The organism is Streptosporangium sp. NPDC023825, from assembly GCF_040639575.1.
Lineage (GTDB): Bacteria > Actinomycetota > Actinomycetes > Streptosporangiales > Streptosporangiaceae > Streptosporangium.
Genome location: NZ_JBFAAE010000026.1, coordinates 74,513 through 97,294 on the forward strand (window position 1 = coordinate 74,513; position 22,782 = coordinate 97,294).

General features: G+C 72.6%; 21 protein-coding genes and 1 pseudogene. 10 read left to right on the plus strand and 12 right to left on the minus strand.

Translation table 11 applies throughout. The features are described from left to right. The first annotated feature begins 55 nt into the window (after positions 1 to 55). From AB0G15_RS22990 to AB0G15_RS23005, 4 genes are all read left to right on the plus strand, one after another. Complete coding sequence (locus AB0G15_RS22990) at positions 56 to 1,027, plus strand: DJ-1/PfpI family protein (RefSeq protein WP_362843090.1); 972 nt, start codon at positions 56 to 58, stop codon at positions 1,025 to 1,027. 240 nt (positions 1,028 to 1,267) lie between these two features. Beyond that, entirely contained in the window at positions 1,268 to 2,875 is a 1,608-nt protein-coding gene (locus AB0G15_RS22995; protein WP_362843092.1) for a M4 family metallopeptidase, read from the plus strand. A 302-nt stretch (positions 2,876 to 3,177) separates the two neighbouring features. Further along, positions 3,178 to 4,629 (plus strand): MFS transporter, encoded by a 1,452-nt coding sequence (locus AB0G15_RS23000; RefSeq protein WP_362843095.1) that lies wholly within the window; start codon positions 3,178 to 3,180, stop codon positions 4,627 to 4,629. Positions 4,630 to 4,779: 150 nt separating this feature from the next. Further along, on the plus strand, positions 4,780 to 5,286 hold the full coding sequence (locus AB0G15_RS23005; protein WP_362843097.1) for an FtsX-like permease family protein: 507 nt from the start codon (positions 4,780 to 4,782) through the stop codon (positions 5,284 to 5,286). A 151-nt stretch (positions 5,287 to 5,437) separates the two neighbouring features. Here AB0G15_RS23005 and AB0G15_RS23010 read toward each other — a convergent pair whose 3' ends face one another. Both AB0G15_RS23010 and AB0G15_RS23015 read right to left on the minus strand, forming a co-directional pair. After that, positions 5,438 to 5,722, minus strand: a complete 285-nt coding sequence (locus AB0G15_RS23010; protein ID WP_362686516.1) for a DUF1540 domain-containing protein — start codon at positions 5,720 to 5,722, stop codon at positions 5,438 to 5,440. Between the two features lie 333 nt (positions 5,723 to 6,055). Next, positions 6,056 to 7,771, minus strand: coding sequence for a right-handed parallel beta-helix repeat-containing protein (locus AB0G15_RS23015; protein WP_362843100.1), 1,716 nt, complete (start codon positions 7,769 to 7,771; stop codon positions 6,056 to 6,058). 82 nt (positions 7,772 to 7,853) lie between these two features. Here AB0G15_RS23015 and AB0G15_RS23020 point away from each other — a divergent pair, with 82 nt between their 5' ends. Then, complete coding sequence (locus AB0G15_RS23020) at positions 7,854 to 8,804, plus strand: TetR/AcrR family transcriptional regulator (RefSeq protein WP_362843102.1); 951 nt, start codon at positions 7,854 to 7,856, stop codon at positions 8,802 to 8,804. 166 nt (positions 8,805 to 8,970) lie between these two features. Here the strand turns inward: AB0G15_RS23020 and AB0G15_RS23025 are convergent, their stop codons facing one another. The 3 genes from AB0G15_RS23025 to AB0G15_RS23035 all read right to left on the minus strand — a co-directional run bounded on the left by AB0G15_RS23025 (position 8,971) and on the right by AB0G15_RS23035 (position 11,290). Then, entirely contained in the window at positions 8,971 to 9,564 is a 594-nt protein-coding gene (locus tag AB0G15_RS23025; protein ID WP_362843104.1) for a TetR/AcrR family transcriptional regulator, read from the minus strand. A gap of 7 nt (positions 9,565 to 9,571) precedes the next feature. Continuing rightward, on the minus strand, positions 9,572 to 10,126 hold the full coding sequence (locus AB0G15_RS23030) for a hypothetical protein (protein ID WP_362843107.1): 555 nt from the start codon (positions 10,124 to 10,126) through the stop codon (positions 9,572 to 9,574). 168 nt (positions 10,127 to 10,294) lie between these two features. Beyond that, positions 10,295 to 11,290, minus strand: a complete 996-nt coding sequence (locus tag AB0G15_RS23035; protein ID WP_362843110.1) for a WYL domain-containing protein — start codon at positions 11,288 to 11,290, stop codon at positions 10,295 to 10,297. A 177-nt stretch (positions 11,291 to 11,467) separates the two neighbouring features. Between AB0G15_RS23035 and AB0G15_RS23040 the strand changes: the two genes are divergently transcribed. Further along, positions 11,468 to 11,929: a VOC family protein gene (locus AB0G15_RS23040; protein ID WP_362843112.1), complete on the plus strand. Its 462-nt coding sequence runs from the start codon at positions 11,468 to 11,470 to the stop codon at positions 11,927 to 11,929. Positions 11,930 to 12,077: 148 nt separating this feature from the next. Continuing rightward, a pseudogene (locus AB0G15_RS23045) lies at positions 12,078 to 12,215 on the plus strand (aldo/keto reductase); the annotation flags it as partial. Between the two features lie 18 nt (positions 12,216 to 12,233). Here AB0G15_RS23045 and AB0G15_RS23050 read toward each other — a convergent pair. After that, positions 12,234 to 13,571, minus strand: coding sequence for a saccharopine dehydrogenase NADP-binding domain-containing protein (locus AB0G15_RS23050; protein WP_362843115.1), 1,338 nt, complete (start codon positions 13,569 to 13,571; stop codon positions 12,234 to 12,236). 244 nt (positions 13,572 to 13,815) lie between these two features. Between AB0G15_RS23050 and AB0G15_RS23055 the strand changes: the two genes are divergently transcribed. Continuing rightward, positions 13,816 to 16,251 carry a cation-transporting P-type ATPase gene (locus tag AB0G15_RS23055; RefSeq protein WP_362843117.1) on the plus strand — a complete coding sequence of 812 codons (2,436 nt, stop codon included), beginning with the start codon at positions 13,816 to 13,818 and terminating at the stop codon, positions 16,249 to 16,251. Positions 16,252 to 16,284: 33 nt separating this feature from the next. Here AB0G15_RS23055 and AB0G15_RS23060 read toward each other — a convergent pair whose 3' ends face one another. From AB0G15_RS23060 to AB0G15_RS23075, 4 genes are read right to left on the minus strand one after another with little or no spacing between them, the layout of a single operon-like run. Then, positions 16,285 to 17,394, minus strand: a complete 1,110-nt coding sequence (locus AB0G15_RS23060; protein ID WP_362843120.1) for an LLM class flavin-dependent oxidoreductase — start codon at positions 17,392 to 17,394, stop codon at positions 16,285 to 16,287. A gap of 28 nt (positions 17,395 to 17,422) precedes the next feature. Further along, the gene (locus AB0G15_RS23065) at positions 17,423 to 18,421 is read right to left on the minus strand and encodes an ABC transporter substrate-binding protein (protein WP_362843123.1); all 999 of its coding nucleotides are present in this window, start codon (positions 18,419 to 18,421) and stop codon (positions 17,423 to 17,425) included. Then, positions 18,418 to 19,239, minus strand: a complete 822-nt coding sequence (locus tag AB0G15_RS23070) for an ABC transporter ATP-binding protein (protein WP_362843126.1) — start codon at positions 19,237 to 19,239, stop codon at positions 18,418 to 18,420. Before AB0G15_RS23070 ends, AB0G15_RS23065 begins: the two co-directional genes overlap by 4 nt. Continuing rightward, positions 19,212 to 20,042, minus strand: a complete 831-nt coding sequence (locus AB0G15_RS23075; protein ID WP_362843129.1) for an ABC transporter permease — start codon at positions 20,040 to 20,042, stop codon at positions 19,212 to 19,214. Before AB0G15_RS23075 ends, AB0G15_RS23070 begins: the two co-directional genes overlap by 28 nt. A 167-nt stretch (positions 20,043 to 20,209) precedes the next feature. On the opposite strand from AB0G15_RS23075, the gene AB0G15_RS23080 reads away from it, so the two are divergent. Together AB0G15_RS23080 and AB0G15_RS23085 are read left to right on the plus strand one after the other, a co-directional pair. Next, a complete protein-coding gene (locus AB0G15_RS23080; RefSeq protein WP_362843132.1) occupies positions 20,210 to 20,692 on the plus strand; it encodes a cation:proton antiporter regulatory subunit in 483 nt (160 codons plus the stop codon). An 86-nt stretch (positions 20,693 to 20,778) separates the two neighbouring features. Then, positions 20,779 to 21,858, plus strand: a complete 1,080-nt coding sequence (locus tag AB0G15_RS23085) for a cation:proton antiporter (RefSeq protein WP_362686427.1) — start codon at positions 20,779 to 20,781, stop codon at positions 21,856 to 21,858. A gap of 54 nt (positions 21,859 to 21,912) precedes the next feature. On the opposite strand, the gene AB0G15_RS23090 is transcribed toward AB0G15_RS23085, so the two are convergent. Both AB0G15_RS23090 and AB0G15_RS23095 read right to left on the minus strand, forming a co-directional pair. Beyond that, positions 21,913 to 22,284 carry a VOC family protein gene (locus AB0G15_RS23090; RefSeq protein ID WP_362843135.1) on the minus strand — a complete coding sequence of 124 codons (372 nt, stop codon included), beginning with the start codon at positions 22,282 to 22,284 and terminating at the stop codon, positions 21,913 to 21,915. Between the two features lie 88 nt (positions 22,285 to 22,372). Further along, a complete protein-coding gene (locus tag AB0G15_RS23095) occupies positions 22,373 to 22,744 on the minus strand; it encodes a VOC family protein (protein ID WP_362843138.1) in 372 nt (123 codons plus the stop codon). Between the last annotated feature and the right edge of the window lie 38 nt (positions 22,745 to 22,782).

The window sequence follows — 22,782 nt, forward strand, 5'->3', positions numbered from 1 at the left end:
GTCGCACATGTCCGGAAACCTGGGACTCCTGTCCTTTCTGGCATAGGGTCGCCTCGTGATCGAACGCCGCGTCGCCGTCATCGGGTACGACGCGGCGGAGCTGCTCGACATCGCCTGCGTGACCACGACCCTGGAGAACGCGAACCTGCAGGGTGCCGCTCCCGCCTACCGCGTGCGCCTGGCCACCCCCGGGGGAAATCCCGTCGTCTGCGGCACCGGCCTGACGCTCCAGGCCCAGGAGGCGCTCGAACGGGTCATCGGGCCGCTCGACACGCTCGTCGTGTCGGGAGGCATCGGGCACGAGGCGGCGGCCGGCGACCGGTCGATCCTCGGTCACGTCCGCCGCCTGGCGCGCGAGAGCCGCCGCGTCGCGTCGGTGTGCACGGGTGCCGCCGTGCTGGCCGCCGCGGGCCTGCTCGACGGGCGGCGTGCCACCACCCACTGGCGGTCGGCGAAGGTCCTCGCCGACCGCCACCCGGAGGTCTCCGTCGATCCCGCTCCGATCTTCGTGCGTGACGGGAACACCTACACGGCGGCCGGGGTCACCAGCGCCCTGGACCTCACCCTCGCCCTCGTCGAGGAGGATCACGGCGCCGAGCTGGCGCGACGAGTGGCGCGCGCCCTGGTGACCTACCTTCAGCGCCCCGGCAACCAGGCGCAGATGAGCATGTTCACCGCCTCGCCCTCACCCGAGAACGGCCTGGTCAGAAAGGTCGTCGAGTACGTCACCGGGCACCTGGACGCCGACCTGACCACGGGCACGCTGGCGCGCGGCGCGGGCGTGAGCGAGCGGCATCTGACCCGGCTGTTCCTGGAACACCTCGGGCAGGCACCGGGACGGTTCGTGCGGCAGGCCCGCACCGAGGCCGCCGCGCACCTCCTGACCTCGACCTCCCTGCCGATGACCGGCGTGGCGCTCCGCTGCGGGTTCGGGACGGCCGAGGCCCTGCGCCAGGCGTTCGTCGGCCGCTACGGGGTCGCGCCCTCGCGATACCGGTCCACGGCGACGTCCGCCACACGGTCCTGACGCGTTCCCGACGCGGGCCGCGGTTCCTCGGGTCGCGGTTCCTCGGGCCGCGACGGAGTGCGACGCTCCCGCGCAGGCCGGCGCGCCGCCCAAGGGCCTGCGCCGGCCCATATCACGGCGTTATGGAATTTTGCGAGGTACTCAACCGCCTCTCCCGGTGCCAACTTTATGGAGCCCGGACTCTTAGGGCTCCTTGCATCCCTCCTACCCCCCAAGGGACACCGAGAGGAGTCACCCCGCGTGAATCCGAAGGTCAAGCTTGGCGCCGTGGCCGTACTGGCCGTCGCCGCCATGACCACCCCCACGGCGGTGAACGCCGCCACCCCGGCGGACAGCGCCGCAGCCCGTACCACGTCCGCCGAGCCGCCGGTGTTCGCGCCGCCGGACGCGGAGGCTCGCAGCCGCGCGGTCACCACCGCCAACGCGACCCTCGCCGCCAGGTCGGAGGCCGTCCTCAAGGGACAGAACGAGAGGTTCACCCTGGCCGGGAACATCGCCGGCGCCCACGGCCTGCAGTACCTGACCTACACGCGCACCTACCGCGGGCTGCCGGTCCACGGCGGTGACGTGATCGTCTCCACCGACCGGGCCGGAGAGCTCGTCGGTTCCGTGAGCTCGGGCCAGCAGGCCAGGATCACGATCGACGTCACGAGCAAGGTGGACGCCGAGGCCGCGGCCGCCACCGCCCGCGCGCAGCTGCCCGTCGTGGAGAGCGTGGCCGCGCCCAGGCTGGTGGTGCACGCGACCACCGAGACGCCCAGGCTGGCCTGGGAGGTGGTCGTCAACGGCGCCACCGCCGAGGCCCCCAGCGTCCTGCACGTCTTCGTGGACGCCCTGGACGGATCGATCGTCGAATCCTACGACGACGTGCGCGCCGGGACCGGCAACGGTTACTACAACGGCAATCCGGTGACCATCCAGACCTCGGGCTCGGGCAGCTCGTACTCGATGACCGACACCACCCGCCCCGGCCTGCGCTGCGGCGGGCAGAACGGCGCCGCCTACACCGGGAGCGACGACTCCTGGGGCAACGGCTCGGGCACCAGCCTGGAGACCGCCTGCGTCGACGCGTTGTACGCGGCGCAGAAGGAATGGGACATGCTCCGCAACTGGCTGGGCCGCAACGGGTTCAACGGCTCCGGCGGCGCCTACCCCGCCCGGGTCGGCCTGAGCGCCGTCAACGCCTACTGGAACGGCAGCTACACCAGCTTCGGGCGCAACAGCGCGAACACCAGGCAGGCCACCCCGATGGACGTGGTGGGCCACGAGTACGGTCACGCCATCTTCCAGACCTCCGGCAGCGGCGGCGGGGGCAGCGGCAACGAGTCCGGCGGCCTGAACGAGTCGACCGGTGACATCTTCGGCGCGCTGACCGAGCACTACGCCAACCAGCCCGCCACCCTCGACCCGCCGGACTACCTGGTGGGCGAGGAGGTCAACCTGACCGGCGCGGGCGAGATCCGCAACATGTACAACCCCTCGGCCAAGGGTCACCCGAACTGCTACAGCTCCTCCATCCCCTCCACCCCGGTGCACGCGGCGGCCGGGCCGCAGAACCACTGGTTCTACCTGCTCTCCGAGGGCACCAACCCGGTGGGCAAGCCGTCCAGCTCCGTCTGCTCGGGCCCGACGAGCCTGGCGGGCATCGGCATCCAGAAGGCCGGCCGCATCTACATGGCCGGCCTGAACACCAAGACCACCCCGTGGACGCACGCGAAGGCGCGGAGGGCCACCGTGGCCGCCGCCAAGTCGCTCTTCCCGAGCGGCTGCGTCGAGGTCAACGCGGTCAAGGCCGCCTGGAGCGCGGTGAACGTCCCGGCCACCAGCGGCGAGGTGTCGTGCCCGTGACACCGGGCGATCCGGGCGCCCTCCCGCGCCGACGGTGACCCCGCCGTCCGGGGGATTCACTGGCCGGGGGATTCACCGGCCGGAGAGTTCACCGGTCGATGTAAGGCCATGCCCGGACGGACCGGTGCGGCGGGCGGCGATGGGGCCTCCCGCCGCACTTCTCACGTGAAGTGATTCGGAAGTCGGAAAGGGTACGTATGCGCTGCTGAAACGTGGAGAGGTCGACCGGAGACGGGGAACGGGGCGGTCATGACGATCCTCAGCCGATCACGGGCCGGGGCACCGCTCCCCCACGCGGCCGGATGAGCACCGGGCCGGGCGGGGTGACGTCCACCCAGGATCAGGAGGGGGTGGATCCGCGCCGCTGGAAGGCGCTGAGCGTCTGCCTCGTCGCCGGTTTCATGACCCTGCTGGACGTCAGCATCGTCAACGTCGCGCTGCCCGCCATCCGCGCCGGGCTGGACGCCCCGCAGAGCGCCCTGCAGTGGGTGGTGTCGGGGTACGCGCTCACCTTCGGGCTGGTGCTGGTCCCCGCCGGGCGGTTCGGCGACATGTACGGCCGGCGCAACGCGTTCGTCTTCGGCGTCGTGCTGTTCACCCTCGCCAGCGCGGCGGCCGGGGTCGCCGGGGACCCGGTCCTGCTGGTCGTCGCGAGACTCGTGCAGGGACTGGCGGGCGGAGTGATCAATCCGCAGGTCAGCGGGCTGATCCAGCAGCTCTTCCGGGGGGCGGAGCGCGGCAGGGCGTTCGGGATGCTGGGCACCGTGATCGGCATCTCGACCGCGATCGGCCCGCTGCTCGGCGGGTTGCTCATCAACCTCGGCGGCGGCACCGACGGGTGGCGCCTCGTCTTCTACGTCAACGTGCCGATCGGCGTCCTGGCCGTGGTCCTGGCGTACCGCTACATCCGGCCCGCCGCGAAGGAGTCGCGGCCGCGGGAGTCCATGGACCCGGTGGGCGTGCTGCTGCTCGCCGCCGGCGTCGTGCTGGTGCTCCTGCCGCTCGTCGAGGGGCACGAGTGGGAGGCCTCGGCGAGGTGGCCGTCCCTGCTCGGCGGGCTCGTCGTGCTCGTCGTCTTCGCGGCCTGGGAGCGCCGGTACGGGCGGCGCCACCAGCCGGTGGTCGACCTGTCCCTGTTCCGCAGGCGCTCGTACGCGCTCGGCGCCCTGGTCGGGGCGCTCTACTTCGCGGGCTTCACCGCGATCTTCTTCGTCCTCACCCTGTACCTGCAGAACGGCCTGGGCTACTCGCCCCTGGAGGCGGGGCTGGCGACCACGCCGTTCGCGGCGGGTTCGGCCGTGACGTCCCTGTTCGGCGGCCGGATCGTCACCCGGCTGGGCCGCCCCCTGGTGGTGGCCGGGCTGGTGCTGGTCGCGGTCTCCCTCGCCGTCACGGCGCTCGCCGTGCGGCTGGTCCCCGGCGCGCACGTGGCCTGGGCCGTCGCGGTGCCGCTGCTCCTCGCCGGCCTGGGCAGCGGCCTGGTGATCTCCCCGAACCAGACGCTGACCCTGTCCGAGGTGCCGGTCGCCGGGGCGGGCTCCGCGGGGGGCGTGCTCCAGACGGGACAGCGCATCGGCACCGCCGTGGGCATCGCGGCGATCGGCTCGGTGTTCTTCGCCGAGGTCGCCTCCTCGCACGGCGACTACGCGACGGCGTTCCGGCACTCGCTGCTGGTCACCATCGCCTTCGTGCTGGTCGCGCTGGTCGTGGCCGTCGTCGACGTGGTCGCCTCCCGCCGGGCGGCGCGGTCCTGAGGGGCTGCCCGGCCCTCCTGCCCCACCCGGCGGATCACCCGCCCGCTCCTGAATCCGGGAAGCCGTGGCGCCCGAGCCCGCCGGCCGCGACGGGTCGTACTGGGGGCGGTCAGCATCGCGATCACGGTCAGCGGGACCTACGTCCTGCTGGTGCTCAACGCCTTCCTCGACACCCAGTCGCTCACCGGCGGATACGGCGACGCTCAGGTGGAGGTGCTGCGCCAGGTGCTCCTCGCCTGGACGGTCACGCTGCTCTCCCTGGCGGCGGTCAACGCCATCGTCATCACCTGGGCGACGGTGCTCGACAACCGGCACTCGTCGGCGCTGGCGCGCGCCCTCGGCGCGACCCCTCGCGAAGTGAGTGCGGCACTGGCGGCCGCACAGACGCTGCCCGCGTTCGCCGGCGCCGTCCTGGGCGTCTTCCCGGGAGGCCTCGCACTGTTCGCCACGATAAACGCGATCACCGGCGGCGACGGCCACAGGGCCGCGCTTCCCTCGCCCTGGCAGCTTCTCGCCCTGGTACCGGCGACCGTGCTCGTGGTGGCGGCCCTCACCGCTGTGCCCGCCCGCCTCGGCGGCCGCCGTCCCGTGACCGAGAATCTCCAGGGCGCTGACCGGGACCCTCCAAGACGTCAGGGCGGCCGGCGGCCGCCCTGACTACGAGGCCCTGGACCGTCGTGGTCCCGCGGCCGCGCGAAGCGACCGCCTCCGCCGGGGCCGCACGGCCCGGAGCCCGGGGCCGTCGCCGGCCTCCCGCGGCTCCCCGAAGGTGTGACGCCCTGACCCGGGTCACCCGGGTCACCCGGTGTCAGGCGGGCGCGTACGTGAGGCAGTCGATGTCGTTCTGCGCGTAGCCGACGACGATGCCGGAGGCCTGGCACTCGTACTGGACGTTGTGCTGGCACTTGGACATCTTGCAGGCGCCGACGTGACCGGTGGCGGACGGGTCACCGCCCTTCGTGTCGACCTTGAAGAAGGTCTCGCACTCCGCGTGACTGCTGTTGCCGACCGTGATGGCCAGGGCGTGGCAGGTGTGCGCCGTGTTGTAGGCGCACGCCTCGACCTGGCACTCGTTGACCGCGGGCATTTGCATGGCTGAACTCTCCTAGGGCTCGGGCCGGTCCCGGGCTCTGCGAGCCTCGCCGGGGCCTGTCGCCCATTGGTTTGCCGGTCTCGCCCGGTGGCGACGCCGGCGTGTCCCGGTTGGCGTCCGGGACGTCGGCCCGCCTCGCGCCGCGCCCTGTCACGGCCGCCGATGGTCGCGGCCGGACGTGACGCGGCCCGTGCCCGCGTACGGGCGCCGGGACTACCCCGTCTCCTACCGCGCGCCGGTCGCCCTCACGCTCATACGGGTCCCAAGGCTTCTCCAAGAGAACCGGGGCGTTCGTCCCGCGGCGACGGGTTTCAAGGACGGAGGGTCCGGCGGTCAGCGGCCGAGCAGGTGGGCGTAGCCGGGCTCCAGGCCCGCCCGCGCGGCGATGCCCGCCGTACGGGCCGCGAAGTCCTCCTCGTCGGCCACCGTCGCGTTGCCCTCCAGGGTGACGCCCTCCGGCGGGTCGTCCCAGCCCACCGGGTCGGCGTCCCAGAGGTTGCCGCGGAGGACGACGTTCTCCAGGGGCGGCCAGACCCGCAGGACGGCGGTGTTGTCGGCGCGCTGTACGGCGTTGCCCTCGACGGTGACCCAGGCGGCGCCGTAGTCGGTGTAGAGCCCGAAGTTGTACGGCGTGAGCGTGTCGCGCACGACGTTGCCGAGGATCGTCGCGCCGTTGTCGTGGGAGTCGCCCTGCGGGCCCGACAGGTAGATGCCGCCGCCGTCGGCGAGGACCTTGAGGGTGTTGAAGGTGAGGTTGCGCAGGACCCGGGTGCCCTTGCCGGGGCCCAGCACGATGCCGCAGTGCGGGACGTCGTTCACCTGGTTGTGCGCGACCGTGGAGCCCTCGCTCGCGGTCACCGCGATGCCGGGCGAGCCGGAGTACTCCAGGCCGATGTCGTGGATCCAGTTGTTCTCGACCGTGACGCCACGGCTCTCGCCGATCGAGATCCCGCCGCCGCAGACGTCCTCGAACACGTTGCCCCGCACCAGGACCTCGGCGCTGCCGCCGGAGAACCGCAGTGCCGTTGCGCCCAGCCGGGTGAAGCGGCAGCCTTCGATCGCGACCCGCTCGGTGCCCTCGAACACGACGTTCGCGGGGATCGTCAGCGACTCCCCGGGCACCGTCACCCACGCCCCCTCGGCGAACGACACCTTCTCGATGGGGCCGCCGTCGTAGTAACCGGTGCCGTGGTAGTGCAGGAAGCCCTCGGGACGGCTCGGCCGCGTCCAGGTGGCGTCGGCGAAGGTGATGCCCAGGAAGGCGACGTCGCGGGCGCCGGTGACCGTGACCAGTTCCTCCAGCACGGGCGCGACGACCTCCGTCCGCCCGGGGTCCTCGCCGGGGCGCGGCAGGTAGCGCAGGACGTGACGGCCGGGGCGGGACCTGTCGAGGACGAAGGTGCCCGGCTCGGTCAGGAAGCCCGCGCCGTTCTCCACCCGGGTCGGCAGACCGGGACCGTAGGACTCGCCGCCGCCCTCCCAGGGCACCACCGAGTTGTAGAGCTCGATCGCCCAGCCGAAGGCGGGCTGGGCCATGGTGATGGTGGTCGAGTGCCCGTCACCCTCGACGGCGGCGACGCCGAGGCGGGCCTCCGTCCACGGGTAGACGCCGCGCAGGACGAACTCGACGTCACCGGGGTTGCCCCAGCTCTGCGGGGCGGTGCTGTCCGTGACGTAACCCGTGCCGGTTCTGGTGGCGTTCCCGGGAACGGCGTCGATCGAGGCCCGCTCGGCCCTGCGGCCGTCGACGTGGAGCTGGCGGGTGTCGAGGTCGCCGACCTCGGCCAGCCAGACGCCGTCCCGCTCCCGCCAGCCGGTGATCCTCCGGCCGCCGCTGACGACGGCCTCGCCCACGGCCCGGTAGGTCACGCCGGAGTCGGCCTCGGTGAGCCGGAGGGTTTCGGCGAGCCGGTGGGTGCCCGCCAGCAGGTTGACCACGCCGCCCGCCCCGCGGGCCAGGTCACGGGCGTGGGCGAGGGTGGCGAAGGGGCGTTCGCGGGTGCCGGGCCAGGCGTCGTCACCGGAGGGGGACACGTAGAGCTCGCTCAAGAGCACTCCCAGTTTATGATGTAAACAATGATATACAACATAAACAGATATCGAGGCCAAGCGTCAAGCCGAAGGAGGACGGGTGGCCGACGGGGAGGATCCGGACCGGACGGTCGAGCTGCTGTGGCGGGAGCCGCGGGACGCCGCGCCGAGACAGGGGCTGAGCGTCGACGCGATCGTGCGCGCCGCCATCGAGATCGCCGACGCCGACGGGATCGAGGGGCTGTCCATGCGCCGGGTCGGCGAACGGCTCGGCTTCACCAGCATGTCGCTGTACCGGCACGTACCGGGCAAGGCGCAGCTCGTCGACCTGATGTGCGACGCCGTGACGGGCGACGTCACGGCGGACACCGCCGCAGGTACCGCGGCAGGCACCGGGGCGGACGACGCGGTGACGGACGCGGCGGACGACGCCGCGAGGGGCGGGGCGGGCGGCGGCGTGGCGGCGGGCACGCCGCACGGGTGGCGCGAGGCGCTCGAGGGGTGGGCGCGTCGCGGCTGGGCCCTGTGCCGCCGCCACCCCTGGCTGGCCGGGGTGCGCGGCACCCGGTACGTCCCGGGCCCGAACTCCGTCGCCCACTTCGAGTACGCGCTCAGCACCGTGGCGGGGACCGGCCTGAAACCCTCCGAGATGGTCGCCGTGGTGGGCCTCGTCGGCCGGTTCGTGGACAGCGAGGCGGCCAGGGTCGCGGAGATCGCCAAGGTCGAGCGGCACACCGGGGTCTCCGAGGAGGAGTGGTGGGGCGCCAGGGACTCCCTGTACGAGAAGCTCCACCTCTACCCCACGCTGACCCACGTCTGGGAGGCGGGCGGCTACGACGAGCCGGAGGACTCCTTCGAGTTCGGCCTGCGGCGCGTACTGGACGGCATCGAGGCACTGGTCCGCGAGCGTGACATAAAGCGTGACGAAAATGCCTCATGTGTGATGTGCGGAACGAGCATGGAACGGGCGGAGGCGGGCCGCCCCCGCGCCTACTGCTCGCGGGCCTGCCGGCAACGCGCCTACCGCAGGCGCCATCGGCCCTCACCGTGACCGGGTGCCTCGGACCGGACGTCCTTCCCCCGGACGTGCCCCCAGCCCCGAGGTGAGCCGATCTGCGCAGGTCACCGCCCTCCAGGAAAACAGGTCACCGGCCTCCAGGAAAACCGGCCTCCGGCGGTCCCTGCGCGGTGCACGATCGGCACATGGCCGGCGCGGTCTACGCCCTGGAGTCCTCGCCTTCGGGGACGGCGTTCCAGAGCCGGGCGAGGAACAGGGTGAGCGTGCCCGCGACGGAGTCGCCGGGCTCGCCCGGGTGGTCGAGCGCCCACGCGTCGAGCGCGTCGAAGACGCCGAGCGTCGCCACGGTGATCAGCTCGGCGTTCGGGAACGGATCGATCAGGCCGATGCGCAGGCCGTTCGCGACGAGCCTGTGGATCCAGGAACGGCCGTCGCGGGCGAGGTAGGGCTGCCGGGCGAGTACGGCCCGGTCGTCCGGGTGCTCGCGCAGGTGTGCCACCAGCCGCGCCGTGCCCGCCGCCACCTGCTCCCACAGCTCGTCCCCTGACGTCACGTCGGCCCAGGGGCCGAGGGCGGTGAGCGTCCGGGTGCCGGCGTCGGCGACCACGGCGCCGAAGAGGTCGTCCTTGCCGTCGAAGTAGTGGTAGGCGGAGGTCTTGGAGATGCCGGCCTCGGCGATGATCTGGTTGAAGGACGCGGCGTCCTTGCCGTCGCGCGCGAAGTGGGCGCGGGCGACGGTGAGGATGGAGGCTCGCGCGTCAGCCGGCAGCCGGTCGAAGCGTGGAAGCGGCACGGGTTCCCTAAAGGCTTGCTGTCAGCGGGGCGGCCGGCTGCCGGGCGGAGAGCCTGCGATTGACCCGGCCCGTCATGATCCAGTGTGCGGCCCACAGCGGGAGGGCGATCGCTCCGCCGGCGTATCCGGCCGTTCCGGGGAGGAGCGACAGGATCTGGAAAGCGCACCAGCCGTATCCGAGCGCCGTCCACCACCGGATGAATCCGCCCGGCACGCGCGCGCCGGCGGTCGGCGAGGTGGTCGCCGAGGCGGCCACCGAGGCGGAGACGGCCCGCACGATGAAGAAGTCCTCGGTGAAGTTGTAGGGAATCGCGAACATCCACCAGACCGACGCGGGAGAGGCGGTCCTGGCCTCGGGCCGTACGAGCGTCATCGTCCGCTGGAGGGCCCGGCAGTACAGCGCGACGAGGCCGAGGAAGACGGCCAGGGCGATCGGCCCGCCGGGCGTTCCCAGTGCCCTGATCTCGCCCAGGATCCCCGGCCCCCACTCCGGTGCCCAGAGCGGGTAGCCGAGGAGGATCGCGGCGAGGACGGTGCCCACGGTCTTGACGACGACTCGCATGCCTGGAGTGTACTACTGGTACACACCGGTGGTTCACCTCTGGTCGGGAACGGCCGGGCGGGGCAGCCCGAAGATTTCGGCCGGCCGCCTCGCCTGCCCGCGCGCACGGGCCGCACGGCCGTTCCCGTGCCTGACGGCCGGGGACACGTCCGGGAGCGGAGGGCCGGCTCAGGACGCCGGTGATGTGATGCCGTGGCCGGCCGCGGTCCTGGTGAATCGGCGGGCGAGGTGTTCGAAGGCGTCGGCGAGTTCGCCGGGGCCGATGACCTCGATGTCGGCGTCGTAGCGGGCGATCGCGGCGGCGAGGCTGGGCCAGGACCAGGATCCGAGGGTGAGCCGGCAGCGGTGGGGGCCGGCCTCCTCGACGAGCCCGTCGCGGGTGTAGAGGGCCACGGTGGCGGCGGGCAGGTCGAGGATCACCGTGCCCCGGCAGGGCCAGTCGCCCGAGGCGCCGCCGGAGCCGCGGAACGTGCCGGTGACGAAGGTGGCGGCGTCTCCTCCGGGCAGTACGCGTGGAGTGAACCGGGGCCCGTTGGGAGTGCGCGGGGTGATCCGGTCGGCGCGGAAGGTGCGCCAGTCGTCGCGGTCGAGGTCCCAGGCGATGAGGTACCAGCGTCCGTCCAAGGTGATGACGTGGTGGGGTTCGACGCGGCGCGGGGGTTCGCCCGCGGCCTCGGCACCGTAGTCGAAGCGCAGGATCTCGCGGGCGTGGACGGCGGCGCTGACGGTCAGGAGCACGTCGCCGTCGACCGGGGTGGCCGGCCGGGTGACGGGTCGTTCGACGGCGGTGACGCGCAGCGCGTCGACGCGATGCCGGAGCCGGGAGGGCATGACCTGCCGGATGGTGTTCAGTGCCCGTTCTGCGGGTTCGGCGAGGCCGTTGCCGGGGGTGGTGGCGGCGATCCGCAGGGCGACGGTGAGGGCGACGGCCTGCTCGTCGTCGAACAGCAGCGGGGGCAGTTCGGTGCCGGCGCCGAGCCGGTAGCCGCCGTCAGGGCCTTTGACGGCGGCGACGGGGTAGCCGAGCTCGCGGAGCCGGTCGACGTCGCGGCGCACGGTGCGCAGGCTGACGTCCAGGCGATCGGCCAGCACCGTGCCGGGCCAGTCCCGGCGGGTCTGCAGCAGCGACAGCAGGGCCAGCAGCCGGGCAGAGGTTTTCGGCACGAACCTGATTCTGCCCGCAGTAGGTGCCACACCCTGTCACCTACCCCTGCGAATCTTCGTCTCGAGCCGGTCAGCCAACGCGGCCCGGACGAACCTCTTCCCCTGACTCTCGCAAACGAGATCTACCACCCCATATCGGGCGTACCGCGCCCGGAAAACCACCGAGGAGTCACCAGCATGGCCATCTCCACCACCACCCACCTGAACTTCCGCGGTGACGCCCGCGCGGCGCTGGAGTTCTACCAGACCGTGTTCGGCGGCCACCTCACCACCGTCGCGTACGGCGACCTCGGCATGCCGAAGGACCTGCCCGACGCCGACAAGATCGTCTTCGGCCAGGTCACGGCCGACAGCGGCTTCAGCGTCATGGCCTACGACGTGCCCGGCCGGGCACCGTCCGCCGCCGCGCCCGCCGCCACCACTCGCGAGCACGGCATGACGCTGACCGGCGAGCGGTTCTTCGTGTCCGTCCGCGGCGAAACCGTCGAGGAGGTCGGCGCGCTGTGGGACAGGCTCGCCGACGGCGCCGACGTCATCGAGAAGTACGGCCCGTCGCAGTGGGCCCCGGGCTTCGGGATGCTGACCGACCGCTTCGGCGTCACCTGGATCCTCGACGTCGCCGCCCCGTACGCCGGCTGACCACCGACGCGCTCCCCCAGGTCCGGGGCGGCCTTCCCGGGCCGCCCCGGACCACCCGGCCCTCCGCCTTCCGAAGAAACAGATCATGCGCACTCGCCCCCTCGGCCGTACCGGCGTCGAGGTCAGTCCCTACCGCCTCGGCACCATGATGTTCGGCCCGTTCGGCAACCCCGATCCCGACGACTGCGTCACCATCGTCCACCGGTCCCTCGACGCCGGCGTCAACTTCATCGGCACCGCCGACGTCTACGGCGGTGACGGCGAGACCGAACGGATCGCGGGCAAGGCGCTGCGCGGCCGGCGCCTACTTCCGCGAGTCGCTCAGCACCGTGAACGTGATGCCCGCCCGCCGGAGCCGGTCGATGAGCGCGTCGCCCATCGCCACGGCGGTGGTGACCTGGCCCGAGACGTCGGGCAGGTCGTCGGTCGCCAGGCAGAGCGCCGACTCGCCGAGCATCTTGGCGGTCTCGCCGTAACCGGGGTCTCCGCCCGCGACCTCGGTGACGACGCGTGCCCCGCCCCCCTGGCCGAGGAAGGTCACCTTGAACCAGCTCCTGGCCCGCTGCTCGGCGCCGGGACCGTCACCGGGGGCGAAGCGTCGCAGCAGCAGGGAACGCGCCGGGGGGATCCGGGCCAGCAGGGCGAGCGCCCCCGCCCCCGCGGCGAGGCCCAGCGCGACGGGCAGTCGCCTGACCGCGTAGTGGTGGCGGTAGGTGAAGTCGGGGCCGTAGCGCTCCAGCGCGCGGGCCGAGCGGGCGACGACCCGCGGGTCGAGCGTGGGCAGCGGCAGGGCCCAGCCCCCGACGTAGCGGAGCGACCCGGGCCCGCCGCGCGCCTTCCTGCCCTCGGAAGCCGCCACGGCCCCGACCGCGGCCCCCACCGCGACCCCGGTCGCGGAACCGGCAGCGGTCTCGGCCGTGACCCCGCTCGCGGAACCCGCCGTGGCCCCGGTCCCGGACCCGGTCGTGACCTCGGGGACCTCGGGCGCGGAACCCGCCGTGGCCCCGGTCGCGGGACGCGCCCAGGGATGCCCTTCGAGTTCGCGCCGGAGACGCGCGGCCTCGGCCGCCTGCCGGAAGCGGGAGATCACCATGACGGCGGAGCGCACCGTACCGCCCGACGCGCTGCCGGAGGCCCTGACGAACCCGCTGACCTCCAGCGGCACTCCCCGGGGCAGATGCTTGACGGTGAAATAGGCGCCGAGGTCGTGCGGGATCGAGTCGAAACCGCACGCGTGCACGAGCTTGGCCCCGGTCCGCCTGGCCCGCTCGTGGTGGCGGATGAACATGCGGTCGACGAACTCGGACTCGCCGGTGATGTCCGCGTAGTGGGTGCCCGCGTCGGCGCAGGCGGCCACGAGCGGCTCGCCGTAGGAGAGGAAGGGGCCCACGGTGGTCGCGACGACCCTGGCCTGCCGCGCGATCTCCGCCAGGGAGGCGGGATCGGTCGCGTCGGCGTGGAGCAGCGGCAGCTCGGGCAGGCCGATCCGTTCCCTGACCGCTTCGAGCCTGGCCCGGTTGCGCCCGGCCAGGGCCCAGCGCACGGAGGGACCGGCGTGGCGCGCGAGATAGTCGGCGGTGAGCGCTCCGGTGAACCCGGTGGCGCCGAACAGCACGATGTCGTACGGGCGGTCGTCAGGCATGGGCCGAGACTCCTCCTCGCCGGGCCCGCGCGCAAGGCGGACCACCGGGTGTGGCGCGACAATCGCGTCGCCGCCCGCGCACGAGGAAGGCATGAGACGTCGCGCCGCAGGTTCCGGGCCCGACGCACGAGGGCGGCGAACCGGGCTCCTCCCCGGCCCACTCCCACGGCGCGGGGACCAAGGTCCCCGCCCGAGGTGTCCTTCGCCCGGAGACCTTCGGGTCCTTGGCTGTTCTGCTGTAGACATGACCACCGCCATGGAGGCCCCGTCCGGGCTCACCGAGAAGCAGGCCGTACAGCTGCTGGCCGCGCACGGCGCGAACGAACTGCCGCAACCTCCCTCGCCGACCCTGCTCGGCCGCGCCGTGCGGCAGCTGGCGGACCCGTTCTCGATCCTGCTGGCGATCGCCGGTCTGGTCACCCTGCTGGTCCTCCGGGAGATTCCCGAGGGGGCGGCGATCCTGGCCATCCTGCTGGTGAACGTGGTCATCGGCGTCAGCCAGGAGGCCAGGGCCGACCAGGCCGTCCGCGCCCTGCGCACGCTCACCGCTCCGATGGCCAAGGTCCGGCGCGACGGGGTCACCAGCCGCATCCCGGCCGCGAAGGTCGTCCCCGGTGACCTCATCGAGGTGGCCGCGGGAGATCGGGTCCCGGCCGACGCCAAGGTGGTCGAGGCCAGCTCGCTCGGCCTGGACGAGGCGACGCTCACCGGCGAGTCACGCTCGGCCGGCAAGAGCGCCACCGGGGCCTGCGGCCCGGACGTCATGCTGGGCGACCGTGACGGCGAGCTGTTCTCCGGCACGCTCGTGGTGCGCGGCTCCGGCCTGGCACTCGTCGAACGGACCGGTGCCCGTACCGAGATGGGCCGTATCGCCGCCGCTCTCGAAGGCCGGACCAAGGGCCCGCTGGAGGTGGAGCTGGCCCAGGTGTCCCGCAAGATCGGCGTCGTCGCGATCCTCGCCGGGGTGGTGATGATCGCCCTGGGCCTCGCCCGGGTGGTCCGCGGCGAGGCGGCCCTGCTCGACATCATCCTGGCCGGAGTCGCGCTGGCCATCGCGGCCGTGCCCGAGAGCCTGGCCGCCGCCGTGACCACCGCACGCGCGCTGGGCTCCCAGCGCATGGCCGGGCTCGGCCTCATCGTCCGCCGCCTGTCGGCGATCGAGGCGCTCGGCGCCACCACCGTGATCGCCACTGACAAGACCGGCACGCTGACCACGGGAAAGCTCACCGTCGTCGACCAGGTGACGGTTCCCGAAGCCGACCTGTGGCGGGCCGTGCTGCGCTGCAACGACGCCCGTGACGGGCTGGGCGACGGCGTCGACGTGGCGCTCGCGACCGCGGCGGAACACCACGGGGTACGGCTCGCGCCGGCCGAGACCCGTCTGGCGGCCCACCCCTTCGACGCCGAGACCCGCTCCATGGCCGTCGTCACCGACGGACCGCTTCTGACCGTCAAGGGCGCACCCGAAGTGGTGCTCGCCCGCTGCCTGCCCGGCGGGCACACCGAACGGCTGGAGCGGGCCGTGCCGGAGCTCACCGGGCGAGGGCTGCGAGTCCTGGCGGTCGCCGAGAAGGACACCGCCGACCTGGACGCGGACGGCCTGCGGCCGGTCGGGCTGCTTGGGCTGCGCGACGAGATCCGCCCCTCGGCCGGTCAGGCCGTGGCCGACTGCCGGAGCGCGGGCATCCGGGTGGTCATGGTCACCGGCGACCACGCGGACACCGCCCGCGCCGTCGCCGAGGAGGTCGGCATCCACCCCGATCCCGTCATCACCGGCGCTGCCCTGGGCGGCCCCGACCGGGCGCTGCGGCTGCGCGAAGCCGGGGTGATCGCCCGCGTGGACCCGGCCACCAAGCTCGATCTGGTCCACGCCCTGCGCGAGCACGGCGAGGTCGTCACCATGACCGGCGACGGTGTCAACGACGCCCCCGCCCTGCGCCACGCCGACGTGGGCGTGGCCATGGCCGGGGACGAGGGCACCGACGTCGCCCGCGAGGCCGCCGCGGTGGTCGTCACCAACGGTGAGCTCGGCACCATCGTCACCGGCATCCGCGAGGGCCGCCGGCTCCGTCACAACGTCCATTCCATGATCGGCTACCTGCTCGCCGGAAACCTGGCCGAGATCTTCCTCGTCATCGTCGGCCTGCTCGTCTGGCCGGATCTGATCATTCCCCTGCTTCCGGTCCACCTCCTGTGGATCAACCTGGTCCTCGACGGCATCCCCGCCATCGCCCTCGGTGTCGACCGCCCCTCGGGCGACCCCCTGACCCTGCGGCCCCGCCGCGACGGCCTGCTCGCCCGGCCGGTCCTCATCCGCATCGCCGCCAGGGCGCTGGTCGTCGGCGCGCTGGTCTTCGCCACCGTGGAGGTCGCCAGACGGCTCGGCTGGAGCGAGGAGCAGGTACGCACCCAGGCCGTGCTCGCCCTGGTCTTCGCCCGCCTGACCCTGGCCTACGTCGCCAGGGCCCGCCGCCGGACCTTCGAGAAGGGCTGGTGGCGCGGTCGCGCGGTCCTCGTCGCGGTGATCGCCGCCGCCGCGCTACAGGCGCTCGTCACCCTGGTGCCCGCGTTGGGCGCCCTGCTCGTCCTGGTTCCCCTGCCGCCGATCGGCTGGGCGATGGCCCTCGCCGCGGGCCTGCTCACCCCGCTCCTGTGCGACCTGCTCAGGCTCCACCGCTGACGCCCGGCGGACGGCTCGCCGCCACGACCACCCTCACCTCGGGGCGGGCGCGGCGGCGAGGCTGGGAAGCACGTTCTCGCCGAACCAGTACGACTCCTCCAGGTGGGGGTAGCCGGACAGGACGAACTCCTCGATGCCGAGCGAGGCGTACTCCTCGATCCGCTCGGCGACCTGGGAGTGGCTGCCGACCAGCGCGGTCCCGGCGCCGCCCCTGACGAGGCCGACCCCGGCCCAGAGGTTCGGGTGGATCTCCAGGTCGCGGGCGGTGCCACCGGCGAAGCCCTCGTGCAGCTCCAGCATGCGCTTCTGTCCGACCGACTCGCTGCGGCCCAGCAGCTTCCTGGCCGAGACGATGTCGGCCGGGTCGATGGCGGCCAGCAACCGCTCCGCCTCCGCCCAGGCGTCGCGCTCGGTGTCGCGGGTGATCACGTGCAGCCGGATGCCGAAGCGGAGCTTGCGCCCCTGCTCCTCGGCCAGCTCACGAACCCACTCGATCTTCCTCGCCACCTGCTCCGGGGGCTCGCCCCAGGTGAGGTAGACGTCCACGTGCCTGGCCGCGACCGGTCCCGCCGCCTGCGAGGAACCGCCGAAGTAGATCTCCGGCACGGGATCGGGCGTCTCGGACACCATCGCGCCGTCGACGCGGTAGTGCGTGCCGTCGAAGTCGTACGGGGTGCCGCTCCAGGCGCCGCGCACGATCGACAGGAACTCGTCGGTGCGTTCGTAGCGTTCGTCCTTGGACAGGTGGTCGCCGAACCTGGCCTGCTCGGCGGTCTCCCCGCCGGTCACCACGTTGAGCAGGAGCCTGCCGCGCGAGAGCCGCTGGTAGGTGGCGGCCATCTGCGCGGCCAGTGTCGGGGACATGAAGCCCGGCCGGAACGCGACGAGAAACTTCAGCCGTTCGGTCTCGCGGGTCAGCGCGGCGGTGACCAGCCAGGCGTCCTCGCACCAGGTGCCGGTCGGGGTGAGGACCGCCTCGAAGCCGAGCTGCTCGGCGGAGCGGGCGACCTGCGCGAGATATTCGATGTCCGGCGCGCGGAACGCCGCCGCCCCGGAGCGGCCGTGCCCTCTGGCGAGGCCGTGGCCGCCCCCGGTGAGGACCCGGCTGTCACCGGCGGTGGGCAGGAACCAGTGGAACTTCATCGGGTGCCTCCGAACCTCGGGGGGAGCGTCACGAGGGGTTCTCCAGAATGGCGTCGAACCGGGTGTCGACGACGTCGGCGATCTTGATGGGTGCCGGGATGAGCCTGGCCTCGCTGAAGGCGTCGGCCACCAGCTGCTCGCGCTCGACGACGTCACCGGCGAGCTTGAGGTCCTTGAACGAGCTGCGCTTGATCGCCGTGCCGACGATGCCCGGGTCGAGCCCGGTGAGCTCGGAGTAGACCTTGGTCCACTCGTCCTGGTTGTCGTTGGCCCACCGGTGCGCCTTGCGGATCCGCGTCACCCAGTCGCCCAGCGCCGCCGTGCGGGCCGGGTCGGCGAGGGTCTCCCTGCCGGTGATCTGGAACTCGAACCCGTTGGTGTAGTCCTCGCCGTCGATCAGGATGCGCGCCTTGGTCTGGGCCTGGGCCTGGGCGGTGTAGGGGTCCCAGATGGCCCAGGCGTCGATCTTGCCGGAGGAGAGCGCGGCCAGGGCGTCCGGCGGCTGGAGATACTGCGGCTGGATGTCGCCGAAGCTCAGGCCCTCCTTCTTCAGCACGGCCAGCAGGTGGAAGTTCGAGGAGCTGCCCTTGGCCACGGCGACGCGCCTGCCGCGCAGGTCGGCCGGGGTCTTGATGGACGAGCCGGCCGGGACGACGACGGCCTGGCCGCCGCGGCCCTTCTCCGAGACCGCGACGATGGCGATCTTCGCCCCGGCGGAGGCGGCGAAGACCGGCGGGGAGTTGCCCACCGCGCCGAAGTCCAGGGAGCCCGCGTTGATGGCCTCCAGGAGCGGCGGCCCCGAGGTGAACTGGGACCAGGTCACCTTGTACTCGACGTCGTCGAGCTGGCCGGCCGCGGTCAGCAGCGCCTGCAGGCCCGTGCCCTTCTGGTCGCCGACGCGCAGCGTCACCTGGGACAGGTCGACCGAGCCGTCGGCGCGGACGCGTGGTTCCTCCCTCGCCCCGCAGGCGGCGGTGACGGTGAGGAGCAGTGCCGCGGCGATCAGGGTGGTGATGCGACGTTTCATGCGGTTCCCTCCGGGGTGACGCCCAGCCGGTCGAGCAGGGTGGAGCGCAGCGCGATGAGGTCGGGGTGGTCGCGGTGGCGGGGCCGGGGCAGCTCGACCCCGGACTCGTGGGCGATGGCGCCCCCGTCGAGCACCAGGACGCGGTCGGCCAGCAGCATGGCCTCGTCCACGTCGTGGGTGACGAGCAGGATGCCGGGGCGGTGCCTCGCCCACAGGTCGAGCACGAGCCGGTGGATGGTGATGCGGGTCAGCGCGTCCAGGGCGCTGAACGGCTCGTCGAGCAGGAGCAGGCCGGGCTCGCGGACCAGTGCCCTGGCCAGGGAGACCCGCTGGGCCTCGCCGCCCGACAGGGTGAGCGGCCAGGCGTCGCGCAGCCCGCCGAGGCCGACCTCCTCCAGCGCGGCCAGCGCGGCGGCGCGCGGGTCGGGGGCGCGCAGGCCGAGGGCGACGTTGGCCAGGACCCGCCTCCACGGCACGAGCCGGGGTTCCTGGAAGGCCACGGCGACCGTGCCGCCGACCTCGACCCCACCCTCGGCGCCGGGGTCGAGCCCCGCGAGCACCCGCAGGAGGGTGGACTTGCCCGAGCCGCTCCGGCCGAGCAGGGCGACGAACTCGCCCCGGCCGATCTCCAGGTCGATCCCGTCGAGGACCCGCCGCTCTCCGAAGGCCCGGGTGAGCCCCCTGACCGCCGCCACCGGAGCCGCCGTACGGGACGGGGCCTCCGCGGAGGGCCGGGTTCTCGTGGCGGATCGGGGCTCGGTGCGGACCGGGGCCTCGGTACGGGACGTGGTCAGCGTGACAGGAAATTCTGCCGCCATGACAGGGCCCTCCTCTCCAGCAGGCGCACCACCGCGTCCGTCAGCAGGCCGAGGATCGCGTAGACGATCAGGCCGACGACGACCACGTCGGTGCGCAGGAACTCCCGGGCGTTGTTGATCATGTATCCCAGTCCGGCGTCCGCGTTGATCTGCTCGGCCACGATCAGCGCCAGCCAGGCCACGCCCAGGCTCTGCCGCAGGCCGACGAGGGTCTGGGCCAGCGCGCCCGGCAGGACGATCTGGGTGACCGTCTCCGTGCGGCTCAGCCGCAGCACCCGCGCCACCTCGGCGAGCCTGCCGTCGACGCCGCGGATTCCGGAGAAGGTGTTGAGGTAGAGCGGGAAGAGCACGCCGAGGGCGACCAGGGCCACCTTGGGGATCTCCCCGATGCCGAACCAGAGGATGAACAGCGGGATCAGGCCGAACAGCGGAAGCGCCCGCAGCATCTGCAGCGGCGGGTCGACGGCGTTCTCGCCCACCCGGCTGAGCCCGGCGACCAGGGCGAGGCCGATTCCGGCGACCGCGCCCAGGGCGAAGCCGATCGCGGCCCGCTGCAGCGAGACGGCGATCGCCTCGGGCAGGACGCCCTCCTGGACGAGCCCGGCGGCGGTGGTGAGGATCTTCAGGGGTGAGGCGAGGAGCCGTTCCGGGAGGAGCCCGGTGGCGCTGGCGATCTGCCATACGACGACGATGACCAGGGGGCTGACGAAACGCTGCCAGGCTGCGGAGGAGGACAGCGGGACGCGTGACCGTGGTGGCACGGCCCGCTGTCGCATCCCCGCGTCGACGGCGGGAGCGGACACGGAAGACCTCATTCACGGCGGGAGGCTGGGTTCCCGCTCATCGTCCGGCATATAACCCACAAAGTCAATCGGAAATACAGGGTATTACCGGCTTACGCACGGCAGGGCCCCGGTTGGTAGGTTTTCGGCAAAGGACAAGTGAACGCGCACGCGGAGGAGCTGGCACGGTGGAGGTCGAGCAGACGGCACTGCCCGGTATAGGACTGCGGCACGAGTTCACGACGCGGTCGGGCAGGCGCATCGGGATCGTCTCTCACCGCACCGGTCGCCGCGACCTGGTGATATACGACCCCGACGATCCCGACCGCGCGTGCGAGACCGTCAAGATGAACGACGAGGAGGCCGACGCGCTCGCCGAGCTGCTCGGCGCCCCGCGCATCGTTCAGCGCCTCAACGCCCTGCACCGCGAGGTCGAGGGCCTGGTCAGCCTGCAGCTGCCGATCCTGCCCGGCTCTCCGTACGCCGGCCGGCCGATGGGTGACGCGCGCGTCCGCACCCGCACCGGCGCCTCCATCGTGGCCGTGGTGCGCGAGGGCCAGGTGTTCGCCAGCCCCGCCCCCGACTTCGGGCTGGCCGAGAGCGACGTGGTGGTCGTGGTGGGCAGCCCCGAGAGCACATCCGCCGTCTCCGACATCCTTTCCGGCGGGTAGGGCACCGGGTGCACACTGCGATTCTCTTCCTTGAGCTCGGTGCTGTCCTTCTCGGGCTCGGCATACTAGGAGCACTCGCCCTAAAAGTGGGCATATCCCCCATCCCCCTCTACCTCATCGCGGGCCTGGCCTTCGGCACCGGCGGCATCCTGCCCCTCGCCACCAGCGAGGAGTTCATCGCGGTCGGCGCCGAGCTGGGCGTCATCCTGCTGTTGCTCACCCTCGGCCTGGAGTACAACGCCGACGAGCTCGTGACGAGCCTCAAGAGCAACGCGCGCGCGGGCGTCGTCGACCTGGTGCTCAACGCCGCGCCGGGCGCGATCGCCGCGCTGCTGCTGGGCTGGGGCCCGGTGGCCGCCATCGCCATGGCCGGCGTCACGTACGCGACCTCCTCCGGCATCACCGCGAAGGTCCTGTCCGACCTCGGGTGGATCGGTAACCGCGAGACACCGGTGGTGCTGTCGCTGCTGGTCTTCGAGGACCTCACGATGGCGATCTACCTGCCGGTCCTCACCGCGGTGCTGGCCGGGCTGAGCTTCGCCGGCGGCGCGGTCACCGTGGCGATCGCGCTGGCCGCGGTCAGCGTCGTGCTGCTGGTCGCGCTCCGCTACGGCAAGGCCATCGAGGCGTTCGTCTCCAGCCCCAACTCCGAGGTGCTGCTGCTGAAGGTCATCGGGCTCGCGCTGCTGGTCGCCGGGGTGGCCCAGCAGCTGCAGGTCTCAGCCGCGGTCGGCGCCTTCCTGGTGGGCATCGCCCTCTCGGGCGAGCTGGCCGAGGACGCCCAGGCGCTGCTCACCCCGATCCGCGACCTGTTCGCCGCGGTGTTCTTCGTCTTCTTCGGCCTGCAGACCGACCCGACCAAGATCCTGCCGGTCGCCGGGCTGGCCGCGCTGCTCGCCCTGATCAGCATGATCACGAAGCTGCTCACCGGCGCCTACGCCGCCCGCCGGGCGGGCATCGCCAAGGCCGGGCAGGCGCGGGCCGGCATCGCGCTCATCCCCCGGGGCGAGTTCAACATCGTGATCGCCGGCCTCGCGGTGGCCGCCGGGGTCCATCCCGACCTGGGCCCGCTGGCCGCCGCGTACGTCCTCATCCTCGCCGCGTTCGGCCCGCTGGCCGCGCGGCTCGTCCAGCCCTTCATCACCGCCATCGCCAAGCGCGCCTGAGATCCGCCCGCCCCGCCGTCCCTGCGGGGCGGGCGGATCCCGCCGCTCAGCCGGTCATCCGTCCTGGAGCACGGACAGGATGTTGCCCGCGGGGTCCTTGAACCACGCGATGGGAGGTCCCTCCTCCCGCATGACGCCCCTGTCGTCCTGCGGGAAGCCGTCGTACCGCTCGAAGACCACCCCGCGCCCGACCAGCCCGTCGACGGCGGCGTCGATGTCGTCCACCGGGAAGTTGAGGATGGTGTACGAGGCCGGGACGTGGCCGTGCTTGGGGTAGACCAGTACCTTCCCGCCCCCGGCGAGGTGCAGGGTCAGCATGCCGTTCTCCTCCGACACCTCCAGCCCCAGGGTCTCGGTGTAGAACTTCCTCGCCGTCTCGACGTCGTCCACCGCGAACCCGCTGAACGCCTTGGTCTGCCGGAACATGTGCTTCTCCCTTTCCCGTCGTTCCCCGGACAGGTCCTCTTCCCCGTCGTTCCCCGGACGGGCCGTCTTCTCGCCGTTCCCCGGCGGGTCATCGCCGTGCGGCGGCGAGATACTCCGGGCTGAGCTCGATGATCTGGATGTAGTTGCCGTCCGGGTCGACCAGCGTGCCGAACAGCCCGGCGTCGCGCCGCTCGACCTCGACCAGCCAGGTCACCCCCAGGCCGTCGAGATGCGCGGCCGTGGCGCGAGCATCCTCCACGTGGAAGTTGAAGATCACCCGTCCTGGTTCGGCGGTCGCCGGGGCGACGTCGGCGCGGCCTTCGAAGAGCACCCGGACACCGCCGAAGTCGATGAAGCCGTCTCCGGAGTGCTCGGGTTCCAGCGCGGCGACGTACCAGGCGTGCAGCCCGGCCGGGTCGGCGCTGCCGAACAGGATGCTGCCGAGGGCAGAGGTTCTCACAGTATTGTCCCTTCCCACACCCCGCGGGGCGCGGTTCT